General features: G+C 38.8%; 2 protein-coding genes. Both read left to right on the top strand.

The window, feature by feature from the left end; all coding sequences use genetic code 11:
• The first annotated feature begins 72 nt into the window (after positions 1-72).
• A complete protein-coding gene (locus IEY42_RS22210; protein ID WP_188927335.1) occupies positions 73-486 on the top strand; it encodes a sensor histidine kinase in 414 nt (137 codons plus the stop codon).
• An 11-nt stretch (positions 487-497) separates the two neighbouring features.
• Positions 498-731, top strand: a complete 234-nt coding sequence (locus IEY42_RS22205; protein WP_188927334.1) for a response regulator transcription factor — start codon at positions 498-500, stop codon at positions 729-731.
• The last annotated feature ends 60 nt before the right edge of the window (positions 732-791 follow it).

Genomic DNA, 791 nt, shown 5'->3' with positions numbered 1-791 from the left:
GACCTCTTAATTTATTAACATACTGTCTCAAAATTAAGTGTCCGATGGAATTAGACCAGAACAATTGCTAACTTGGCAGAAATAGAAGCGCGATTACGCAATATCACAATAAAAGTCGCAATAGATAATAATTTACCAACGCTATCGGTTGATATAGTACAAATTCAACAAGTCGCCTTAAATTTGTTACGCAACGGTATGGAAGCGATGCATGCTATTGGTTGTAAACATGGCAACATCATTACATTGTCTAGCTATCTAACGGAAGAGGGACTCATTGAAATAGCCGTTTACGATTTGGGGTGTGGGGTATCGACTATGGCTGCATCTAATTTGTTTACACCATTTGTGACGACCAAAAAATCAGGTATGGGATTAGGACTTTCTATCTGTAAATCTATTATCAATGCACATGGTGGTCATATTAGTTATCGTAATAATCCATCTCATGGCGCCACATTCTATTTCACATTACCAACCAACTAATCGAGACATGAATGACAAATAACGAACAGAGAATTCATATCATCGACGATGATGAAGGCATTCGGCAAGGCCTAAACTTATTGTTTGAAACGGTTGGCCTACCCTGCCAACTCTATCATTCTGCCAACGATTTCTTAGTCCAATACAACTCTGATTTACGCGGATGTTTAATTGTTGATATTAGAATGCCCGGAATATCTGGGTTGGAACTGCAGGAAAAACTCATCGAGATGGAATCAACTTGACCTGGTCAACTGAATTCGGTCACCCTAGTTAAGTTCGTTAAGCGACTTCTTTTATCTGCT

Origin of the sequence: Shewanella algicola (assembly GCF_014648035.1) — a bacterium.
Lineage (GTDB): Bacteria > Pseudomonadota > Gammaproteobacteria > Enterobacterales > Shewanellaceae > Shewanella > Shewanella algicola.
Note: the sequence above shows the minus strand (reverse complement) of the source record. Positions and strands in the feature narration are given on the sequence as shown.